The sequence below is a fragment of the Actinomadura sp. NPDC000929 genome, from assembly GCF_040492065.1.
Lineage (GTDB): Bacteria > Actinomycetota > Actinomycetes > Streptosporangiales > Streptosporangiaceae > Spirillospora > Spirillospora verrucosospora.
This window is the reverse complement of the sequence record NZ_JBEUPA010000100.1, coordinates 22255-32101: the sequence shown is the minus strand read 5'-3', so window position 1 is coordinate 32101 and position 9847 is coordinate 22255. Positions and strand designations below refer to the sequence as shown.

8 protein-coding genes are annotated in these 9847 nt (G+C 73.1%); 5 read left to right on the top strand and 3 right to left on the bottom strand.

The features are described from left to right. Window positions 1-74: 74 nt before the first annotated feature. From ABWI04_RS28625 to ABWI04_RS28615, 3 genes are all read right to left on the bottom strand, one after another. Window positions 75-1496, bottom strand: coding sequence for an RNB domain-containing ribonuclease (locus tag ABWI04_RS28625; RefSeq protein ID WP_353834390.1), 1422 nt, complete (start codon window positions 1494-1496; stop codon window positions 75-77). 92 nt (window positions 1497-1588) lie between these two features. Beyond that, window positions 1589-2314 carry a Crp/Fnr family transcriptional regulator gene (locus ABWI04_RS28620; protein ID WP_345183020.1) on the bottom strand — a complete coding sequence of 242 codons (726 nt, stop codon included), beginning with the start codon at window positions 2312-2314 and terminating at the stop codon, window positions 1589-1591. A 203-nt stretch (window positions 2315-2517) separates the two neighbouring features. Continuing rightward, window positions 2518-3438, bottom strand: a complete 921-nt coding sequence (locus ABWI04_RS28615) for a 5'-3' exonuclease (protein WP_345183022.1) — start codon at window positions 3436-3438, stop codon at window positions 2518-2520. A gap of 86 nt (window positions 3439-3524) precedes the next feature. On the opposite strand from ABWI04_RS28615, the gene ABWI04_RS28610 reads away from it, so the two are divergent. From ABWI04_RS28610 to ABWI04_RS28590, 5 genes are all read left to right on the top strand, one after another. Next, a complete protein-coding gene (locus tag ABWI04_RS28610; RefSeq protein ID WP_345183023.1) occupies window positions 3525-4646 on the top strand; it encodes a M24 family metallopeptidase in 1122 nt (373 codons plus the stop codon). Between the two features lie 253 nt (window positions 4647-4899). Further along, window positions 4900-6129, top strand: a complete 1230-nt coding sequence (locus tag ABWI04_RS28605) for an ABC transporter ATP-binding protein (protein ID WP_345183024.1) — start codon at window positions 4900-4902, stop codon at window positions 6127-6129. A gap of 71 nt (window positions 6130-6200) precedes the next feature. Then, window positions 6201-7505: an ABC transporter substrate-binding protein gene (locus ABWI04_RS28600; protein ID WP_353834389.1), complete on the top strand. Its 1305-nt coding sequence runs from the start codon at window positions 6201-6203 to the stop codon at window positions 7503-7505. A 24-nt stretch (window positions 7506-7529) separates the two neighbouring features. Beyond that, a complete protein-coding gene (locus tag ABWI04_RS28595; RefSeq protein ID WP_353834388.1) occupies window positions 7530-8915 on the top strand; it encodes an ABC transporter permease subunit in 1386 nt (461 codons plus the stop codon). Beyond that, the gene (locus tag ABWI04_RS28590) at window positions 8912-9847 is read left to right on the top strand and encodes a carbohydrate ABC transporter permease (RefSeq protein WP_345183027.1); all 936 of its coding nucleotides are present in this window, start codon (window positions 8912-8914) and stop codon (window positions 9845-9847) included. The genes ABWI04_RS28595 and ABWI04_RS28590 overlap by 4 nt, the downstream gene beginning before the upstream one ends.

Genomic DNA, 9847 nt, shown 5'->3' with positions numbered 1-9847 from the left:
GGCGGTGTCGGCGGTGCGCACGGCCCCGTACCTGGACGAGGTCCCGGGCCTGGCGTCCGTCCCGGGCGTCGGGCTCATGTCGTCGTGGATGCAGAGCGGACCCGGCGGCGCGCCGGGTCCGCTTCTTCCAGCCGCACCCTGACCTGCTCGCCGAGCGGCAGGCCCTCCCCGTCGCAGCGGCCGAACACCGGCGGCGCCACCAGCTGGACGCGCCCGCCGGTGCGGTCGCCGTTCACGTCCACCACCACCGCGTCGAACACGTCCCCGACGTGGTCGCGCAGGAGGAGCGCCTCGACCAGGTCGACGCACGCGTGGTCGATGTCGGCGCCGCGGCGCAGCGCCCGCTGCATCGCCTCGGGCAGGTGCGGCAGCGCCTCGCGCGCCCACTGCGGGACGGGGCGGTCCGCCGCCAGCGCCAGGCACACCTCCGTGGCGTACCGGTCGGCCAGCCGCCGGATCGGCGCGGTGACATGCGCGTACGGGGCCGCGACGGCGGCGTGCGCGGCGTGCTCCGGCGGCGCCCCGTCGAAGGCGGTGTAGCCGGCGCCGCGCATCAGCCCCGCCGCGTCGTGCAGGAACGCCGCGTGCCGGGGGAGCGCCGGGTCCAGGGCGCGGACGATGTCGCCGTAGGAGGCGTCCCCGGGCCAGGAGACCCCGAGCGCCCGGGCCGCCAGCCGCAGCCGCTCGACCGCCTCGGCCGGCGCGGGCGGCATGGTGCGCAGCAGCCCGACGCCGCCGTCCAGCATCAGCCGGGCCGCGGCCCGCCCGGTCAGCAGCGAGATCTGCGCGTTCCACGCCTCGGTGGCCAGGTCGCCGCGCAGCTTGAGCGCCCAGCCGCCGCCCGCGTGCACGACCTCCTGCTCGGGCAGCGGCAGGCTCACGCCGCCGCGCGCGGCCTCCGCCGCGATGAGCCGCTCGCCGATCTCGCCGAGCAGCGTGATCCGCGGGTCGCCGTCGCCGCGGCGGGCTGTGGCGTAGTCGAGCCGGTCGCGGCTGCGCACGAGGGCGCGCCGCACGTCGACGCCGGTGATCCGCCCGGCGTCGTCGATGTCGATCGTCCAGGCCACGGCGGGGCGCTCCCGGCCCGGCAGAAGGCTCGCGGTCCCCTCCGACAGGGGGCGCGGATGCAGCGGCGAGCTCGCGTCCGGCAGGTAGAGCGTGACGCCGCGGGCGCGCGCCTCGGTGTCGAGCGCGCCGCCCGGGCGGACGAATCCCGCCACGTCGGCGATCGCATACCGCACCCGGTGCCCGGACCCGCGCCGCTCCAGGTGCATCGCCTGGTCGAGGTCGAGGGAGCCGGGCGGGTCCAGGGTGAAGAAAGGGACGTCGCGCAGGTCCGCCCGGCCGTTCAGGGGAGGCGCGGACGCGGCGGCCTCGGCGAGGGCGGCGGGCGGGAACGCGCCGGGCACCGAGAACTCGACGCGGATCCGGTCGAGTCCCGCGCGGACCTCGGCGTGGGCCTCGGCGGTACGCAGTCGCAGCGGTCGGCGCGGCACACGACCGAGCGTACGGGACGAACCACCCGATCCCGTTGTGAATCTACAATGTAAAGGCGTCGGCCCGGCCGCTCGATTCCGGCCGGGCGGCCTCAGTCCTCCGGGGAGTCCGCGAACGCGCGCAGGCCCGGCGGGTCCTCCACGGTGATCCTGCGCCAGCCGGTGCTGACCAGGCCCTCGCGCCGCAGCGTGGACAGCGCCCGCGCGACGGTCTCCCGGGAGGCGTCCATCCAGCTGCCGAGCTCCTCCTGGGACAGCGGCGGCCCGATCGCGACCGCGCCGCCGGCGGCGGGCGGGGCGTGCCGGGCCGACAGTTCGGCGAGGCCCGACAGCAGGATCGCCAGCCGCCGGGCTCCCTGCGCCGACACGTGCGCCCGCAGCCTGCGGTCGGCGTCGTCGAGGCGCCGCACGAACGTGCCGCTGACCAGCCGCCACACCCGGGGGTGGGCGTCCAGGAAGGCGGTGAACCGGGCCGCCGGGACGATGAGCGCCCGGACGTGGTCGAGCGCCTGCACCGTCGCCGACCGCTCGCGGCCGCCGAGCACCGCGCTCTCGCAGACGAGGTCCCCGGGGCCGCGCACGGCGAGCACGACCGCGCGCCCGTCCTCGCCGGCGCAGGTGACCTTCGCCCAGCCCGACTCGATGACGATGATGTGGTCGGAGTCGTCGCCCTGGTAGCACAGGGGCGTTCTCGGCTGGTAGCTCCGCGCCCGCCCGGCGGCCCGCAGCGCCGCGCGCTCCGGGCCGTCCAGCGCGGCCCAGAATCCGCCGCCGGGGCCCGCGGCGAGGCCGCCGCGGGGTCGGGTCCGCTCGGTCACGGCACGTCCGTCTCCGGTCCGGGGTTCGGATTAACCGGTACCCGCGGCAATTGGGGGGAGTGGGGCGTTGAGGCCCAAGTGCCGCGGGTACCGGTCGCCTTCATGTGCCAAGGAGAACCCCTCACCGCTCCGAATGCTGCACGCCGGAGACCGCGCTGTCTGTGTCATCTGACACTCTCGGCGCAACTTGCACCGGGGAGCGGTCAGCGGGAGAGCGCGTTCAGCAGGCGGTTGACCGGGCTGGACAGGTTCCAGGTGTCGGCGAGCCGGACGAGGGCCTCGGGGTCGCGCGGCTCGGCGGGCAGCCGGTCGTCCAGGCCCGCCAGTTCGGGGGCGTCGATGTCGGTGACGACCCGCACCACGGTCTCGGCGGCGGCCAGGTACTCGCGGGCCGCCTCCATCCGGCGGCGCGCGCCCGCCGGGAACCCCTCGTCGGTGCCGGCGTCCAGCGCCGCGAGGATCCCCTCGACCGAGCCGAACCGGGTGACGAGCGCGGCGGCGGTCTTGTCGCCGACCCCCGGCACGCCGGGCAGCCCGTCGCTCGGGTCGCCGCGCAGCGTGGCGTAGTCGCCGTAGCCGCGGCCCGGGATGCCGTACTTGGCCGCGACCTCCTTCTCGCCCATCACCTGCAGGTTGCGGATCCCCCGCGCGGTGTACAGCACGCAGACGGGGGCGCGGTCGTCGACGAGCTGGAACAGGTCGCGGTCGCCGGTCACGATGTCGACCGGCCCGTCGGCCGCGCCCCGCACCGCGAGCGTCCCGATGACGTCGTCGGCCTCGTAGCCGGGGACGCCCGCGCGCGCCAGCCCGAAGGCGTCCAGCACCTGCTCGATGACCGGGAGCTGGGCCTCCAGCGCGTCGGGCGTCTGGTCGCCGCCGTCCTCGGCCACCCGGTGCGCCTTGTAGGAGGGCAGCGCCTCCACCCGGAACGCCGGGCGCCAGTCGGCGTCCATGCAGCACACGAGCCGCTCCGGCCGGCGGTCCTGGACGAGCCGGGCGATCATGTCGACGAGCCCGCGCACCGCGTTCACCGGGGTCCCGTCGGGGGCCGTCACCGACTCGGGGACCCCGAAGAAGGCGCGGAAGTACAACGACGGCGTGTCCAGCAGCATCAGCCCGCTCATGGGGCACATGCTGCCACGCGGGCCGGGTCACCGGCGCCCGGACGCTCCTGGGATCCTGGTACCGGCCACTGGAGAGGAGCTGGGATATGGAGACGGATGTGACAACGGAGTTGTATCCGCGCGAGCGTGTCGGCCTGGTGCGCGAGGCGACGGTGAAGGCGGGTCTCGGGGCGGTCCTGCTGACACCCGGCCCCGACCTGCGGTACGTCACCGGGTACGACGCCAAGCAGCTCGAGCGGCTCACCTGCCTGGTGGTCCCGGCCGGCGGCGAGCCGTTCCTGGTTGTCCCCCGGCTGGAGCTTCCCGCCGCGCAGGAGTCGCCGGCGGGGTCCCTCGGGCTGGAGCTGGTGCCGTGGGACGAGACCGACGACCCCTACGCGCTGGTGGCCGGCCGCCTCCCGCGGGACGTGGGGACCGTCGGCGTGGCCGACCGGATGTGGGCGGTGATGGCGCTGCGGTTCCGCGGCGCGATGCCCGGCGCCGAGCAGGTCGCGGCCGGGAGCGTGCTGCGGGAGCTGCGGATGCGCAAGAGCGCGGCGGAGGTGGCGGCGCTGCGCGAGGCGGGGGAGGCGATCGACCGGGTGCACCGCCGGGTCCCGGACCTGCTGAGGGCCGGGCGCACCGAGCGCGAGGTGGGCCGCGACATCGCCGACGCGATCATCGCCGAGGGGCACGCGCAGGTCGACTTCGTCATCGTCGGCTCCGGCCCGAACGGCGCCAACCCGCACGCCGAGCTGTCGGACCGGGTCATCCGTCCCGGCGAGCCCGTGGTGGTCGACATCGGCGGGACGATGCCGAGCGGCTACTGCTCGGACTCGACCCGCAACTACTGCGTGGGCGAGCCGCCCGCCGAGTACCGCGCGTACTTCGCGGTGCTGGAGGAGGCGCAGCGCGCGTCCTGCGAGGCCGTGCGGCCGGGGGCGACGCCGGAGGAGGTGGACGCGGCGGGCCGCGACATCATCGCCGCCGCCGGGCACGGCCAGCACTTCTTCCACCGCACGGGCCACGGCATCGGGCTGGAGTCGCACGAGGAGCCCTACATCGTCGCCGGCAACCGCGAGCCGCTGGAGCCCGGGATGGCGTTCTCGATCGAGCCCGGCATCTACCCCGGCCCGCACGGCGCCCGCATCGAGGACATCGTCGTGTGCACCGAGGAGGGCTACGCGCCGATGAACGTCACCGAGCGCGGGCTGGTGGTCGTGGGCTGACGCCGGTCCGGCGCTTCGGGCGCCCGGACGACCGTGGGCATGAACGGGTTTGCGTTCATGCCCACGTGCTGTTTTCGGGCAGCGCAAATTGAGACGGAAACGGCTCGGTAACGATCTCTGTATCAAATGCGCCGGAGCGTGCCTCCGCCGGTTGCGATCCGGGTGTCCGGCCCTGTACCTCCTTGTTGCACTGTTACGCGGGAGTAAGTCGAGTTTCTTCCGCATCGACGTGCCGTGACGAAGAGGAGACGCCGTGGCAGAGGTCGACCTGACCAGCGTCGGGAAGGTCTATCCCGACGGCACGCGGGCCGTGACCGACCTGAACCTCCACATCGCCGACGGGGAGTTCCTCGTCCTGGTGGGCCCGTCGGGCTGCGGCAAGACCACCGCGCTGCGGATGGTCGCCGGGCTGGAGGAGATCTCCGAGGGCGAGGTCACGATCGGCGGGCGGGTCGTCAACCGGGTGCCGTCCCGGGACCGCGACGTCGCGATGGTGTTCCAGAGTTACGCCCTCTACCCGCACCTGTCGGTGCGCGACAACATCGGCTTCGGCCTGTCGCTGCGCAAGCTGCCGAAGGCCGAGATCCGCGAGAAGGTCGACCGGGCCGCGCGGACCCTGGGCCTGACCGACTACCTGGACAAGAAGCCTCGCAACCTTTCGGGCGGGCAGCGGCAGCGCGTCGCGATGGGCCGCGCGATCGTCCGGGAGCCGCAGGCGTTCCTGATGGACGAGCCGCTGTCCAACCTCGACGCCAAGCTGCGCGTCCAGATGCGCGCCGAGATCGCCCGCCTCCAGCGCGACCTCGGCGTCACCACGATCTACGTCACCCACGACCAGACCGAGGCGATGACGCTCGGCGACCGGGTCGCGGTGATGAAGAAGGGGCGCCTGCAGCAGGTCGCCGCGCCGCAGGAGCTCTACGACCGGCCGGCGAACCTGTTCGTCGCCGGATTCATCGGCTCACCGGCCATGAACCTGGTCCAGGGCACGCTGTCCGGCGACGCGGAGAACCCGCGCCTGGAGATCGGCGGCCAGACCCTGGCGCTTCCGGCCGAGGTCATGACCGAGCGTCCGGCCCTGGCGTCCCACCTCGGCGGCGACGTCGTCGTCGGCATCCGCCCCGAGGACATGGAGGACTCCGAGCTCGTGGAGACGCCCGAGGGATCCGGGCTGGCCTCCACCGCCGACCTCGTCGAGGCGATGGGCTCGGACGTGCTGGTGCACTTCGCGATCGAGGCGTCCCAGGTCGTCACCGAGGACACCAAGGAGCTCGCGCGCGACGCGGGGACCGACGTGCTGGGGGACCTGGAGAGCCCCCGCACGGACCTGGTCGCGCGGTTCAGCCCGCGCACCCGCGTGAAGGTGGGCGACCCGGTGACGATCCGCGTCGACACCGGACGCCTGCACTTCTTCGATATCGAGTCCGGCGCGTCGATCTGGGGAACAGGCGACGCCGCTCCGGCCAGGGAGGATGAGGAATGAGGGTCAGCTTTGCCGGCGGGGGGACCTCCCCCCGCACCCCCCGACACGGCTCCGCCGGCGTCGGCAGGCGCGTGACGGGAGTCGCCGTCGCGGCGGGACTGCTGCTGTCCGCGGCCGCCGCCTGCGGCGGCGACGACAAGGACGGGGACGGGTCGTCGCCCTCCGGCGGGGGTGAGCTGAAGGGCACCACCATCGAGGTCGCGGCCAAGTGGACCGGTCCGGAGGAGGCGAACTTCCGCAAGGTCCTGCAGGCGTTCGAGAAGAAGACCGGGGCGAAGGTCAACTACGCCTCCACCGGGGAGAACACCGACGCCTACCTCGGCCCGCGCATCGAGGCCAAGAACCCGCCGGACGTGGCGATCCTGCCGCAGCCGGGCCTCATGCAGCAGTACGCCGGCAAGGGGGCGCTCAAGCCCCTGGGCGACGACGTGGTCTCGCAGGTCGGGCAGAACTTCGCGCCGTACTGGAAGGAGCTCGGCTCCTCCGACGGCAAGACCTACGGCGTGATCGTCAAGGCCGCCTACAAGTCGATCCTGTGGTACCGGCCGGCGGCGTTCGACGAGGCCGGCGTCCAGCCGCCCGCGGCGTGGGCCGACCTGACCAAGGCGGCGGGCACGCTGCAGGACGCGGGCACCACCCCGTTCACGCTCGCCGCGGGCCCGCAGGACTCCTGGACGCTGACCGACTGGTTCGAGAACGTCTACCTGTCGCAGGCCGGGCCGGAGAACTACGACAAGCTCGCCAAGCACGAGATCAAGTGGACCGACCCGAGCGTGGGCAAGGCGCTGCAGACGCTCGCCGAGGTCTGGGGCAAGCCCGACTACCTGAACGGCGGCGTCGCGACCGCGACCAAGACCAAGTTCGACGAGTCGGTCACCCAGGTGTTCGGCCAGCAGAAGGCCGCCATGGTCTACGGCGGCGACTTCGCCGCCGCCAACATCGGCACCACCAAGGCCAAGGTCGGCACGGACGCCAAGGTCTTCGCGTTCCCGAAGGCCGGCGGCACCGCCCCGGCGATCCTCGGCGGCGACGTCGCGGTCGCGCTGAAGGACGGCAAGGGCGCGCAGGAGCTCATGAAGTACCTCGCCTCGCCCGAGGCGGGCACGGTGTGGGCCGGGCTCGGCGGCTACCTGACGCCGAACAAGAACGTCAAGCCCGACGCCTACTCCGACCCGATCGCCAAGCAGCTGATCACCCAGCTCCAGCAGGCCGGCGACGCCGCCCGCTACGACATGTCCGACCTGGCTCCCGCCGCGTTCGGCGCGACGCCCGGCAAGGGCGAGTGGGAGGCGCTGCGCCAGTTCGTGCAGAACCCGACCGACGTCAAGGGCACGCAGGCCAAGCTGGAGGCCGAGGCGGCCAAGGCGTACAAGTAGGGCCTACAAGTAGGGAATCCCTGGATGAAGGCTCCGAATGAGGAGGTGCCGCCGGCCGCGACGGCCGGCGGCGCCGCCGCCATCGACGCGCCGCCCGCCGGCAGGGACGCCCGCGGCGCGCGCGAGCGGCTGACCCCGCCGTCGTGGCTGGCCCTGACGTTCCTGCTGCCGGCGCTGCTGCTGCTCGGCTTCCTCGTCGTGTACCCGATCGTCTACTCGGTGATCCGCAGTTTCTTCGACGCCTCGGGCGGCTCGTTCGTCGGCGTCGACAACTACACCGGGGTCTTCGAGGGGCACGACAACCTCGTGGCGGTGCGCAACACCGCCATCTGGGTCGTCGTGGCGCCGACCGTGGTGACCATCGTCGGCCTGGTGTTCGCCGTGCTCACCGAGCGGATCCGGTGGGCGACGGTGTTCAAGCTCGTGGTGTTCATGCCGATGGCGATCTCGTTCCTCGCCTCCGGCGTGATCTTCCGGCTGGTGTACCAGCAGGACCCGGACAAGGGCGTGGCGAACGCGGCGATGGTCGCGGTCCACGACATGTTCCGGCAGGACACCACCTACCCGGGGGCCGGGCCCCGCAACGGCGGGAACTCGCCGGTCCGGCAGGACGGCGGCGCCGTGGTCTCGGTGCGGCCGTACTCGGCGGGGCAGAGCGCGCTCGTCCCGCTGCTGAAGATCAAGCCCGAGTACCTGCCGAAGGGCGCCGAGCCCGCCGCGCCGCCCCCGGCGGCCGGGCCGGGCCGGCTGACCGGCACGGTCTGGTTCGACTTCACCCGGGGCGGGGGCGGCCAGCAGAACGCCCCCAACTCCGGAGAGTCCGGCCTGCCGGGCATCCGGGTCGAGGCGGTCCAGGGCGGCAAGGTCGTCGCCAAGGCCACCACGGAGGCCGACGGAACCTTCACCATGCGGAAGGTGCCCGCCGGGACGTACACGATCCGGCTGCCCAAGGACAACTTCACCACCGCCTACCAGGGCGCCGAGTGGCTCGGCGACACCCTCATCACCCCGGCGATCATCGGGTCGTACCTGTGGGTGTGGTCGGGCTTCGCGATGGTGCTCATCGCCGCCGGGCTCGCGGCCATCCCGCGCGACGCCCTGGAGGCGGCGCGGGTGGACGGCGCCACCGAGTGGCAGGTGTTCCGGCGGGTGACGATCCCGCTGCTCGCGCCCGTCCTGATGGTGGTGCTGGTGACGCTGGTCATCAACGTCCTGAAGGTCTTCGACCTCGTCTACATCATCGGCGGCGGCGATCCGAACGCCAGCGTGCTGGCGCTGCAGATGTGGACCGAGTCGTTCGGCGGCGGCAACGACCAGGGCTCCGGCAGCGCCATCGCCGTGCTGCTGTTCGTGCTGGTGCTGCCCGCCATGCTGTTCAACATCCGGAGAATGCGGCAGGAGCGCAAATGAGCACCGCGGAGAAGGCCCCGCAGGCGCCCTCCGGGGCGGAGGGCGGCGGCGCGGCGGGAGCGCCGCGGCGCGGCCTGGCCGCGCGGATCGTCGGCAGGGCGGGCGGCGGCGCCGCGCAGGCGCTGCTGGTCCTGGTCGCGCTGTTCTGGCTGGTGCCGACCCTCGGCCTGCTGGTCGCCTCGCTGCGCTCCAACGAGGACAACAACGCCGACGGCTGGTGGAACGTGTTCGCCAAGCCGGCGCAGCTGACCGCCGAGTCCTACGGCGCGCTGCTGGACAAGGGCGACTTCGTCGACTCGTTCTGGAACACGGTGCTGATCACCGTCCCGGCGACGCTGCTGGTGGTCGCGATCGCCTCGCTGGCCGCCTACGCGTTCGCCTGGATGGAGTTCCCCGGCCGGGACTGGCTGTTCCTCGGCGTCGTGGCGCTGCTGGTGGTGCCGGTCCAGGTCGCGCTGATCCCGGTCGCCAGGCTGTACGGCTACATCGAGTTCGGAAGCTTCCACATGTTCGGCTCGATCACCGGCGTCGTGCTGTTCCACGTGGCCTTCGGGCTGCCGTTCGCCATCTTCCTGCTCCGCAACTTCTTCGCGGCGATCCCCCGGGACCTGCTGGAGGCGGCGCGGATGGACGGCGGCTCGGAGTGGACGATCTTCCGCCGGGTGATCTTCCCGCTGGGCGGCCCGGCGATCGCCTCGCTCGGCATCTTCCAGTTCCTGTGGGTGTGGAACGACCTGCTGGTCGCGCTGGTGTTCGCCGACACCGGGTCGCAGCCGATGACCAAGTGGCTGCAGTCGCAGATGCGGCAGTTCACCGGCAACATCGACATCCTCGCGCCCGGCGCGTTCCTGTCGCTGGTCGTCCCGCTGATCGTGTTCTTCGCCTTCCAGCGCTACTTCGTCCAGGGGGTCCTCGCCGGCTCGGTGAAGTGA

Excerpts from the sequence above, each read along its gene's own strand:
- ABWI04_RS28615 (WP_345183022.1), bottom strand. The coding sequence starts at position 3,438 with ATGAGCGGGCTGATGCTGCTGGACACGCCGTCGTTGTACTTCCGCGCC.
- ABWI04_RS28610 (WP_345183023.1), top strand. The coding sequence starts at position 3,525 with ATGGAGACGGATGTGACAACGGAGTTGTATCCGCGCGAGCGTGTCGGC.
- ABWI04_RS28595 (WP_353834388.1), top strand. The coding sequence starts at position 7,530 with ATGAAGGCTCCGAATGAGGAGGTGCCGCCGGCCGCGACGGCCGGCGGC.
- ABWI04_RS28590 (WP_345183027.1), top strand. The coding sequence starts at position 8,912 with ATGAGCACCGCGGAGAAGGCCCCGCAGGCGCCCTCCGGGGCGGAGGGC.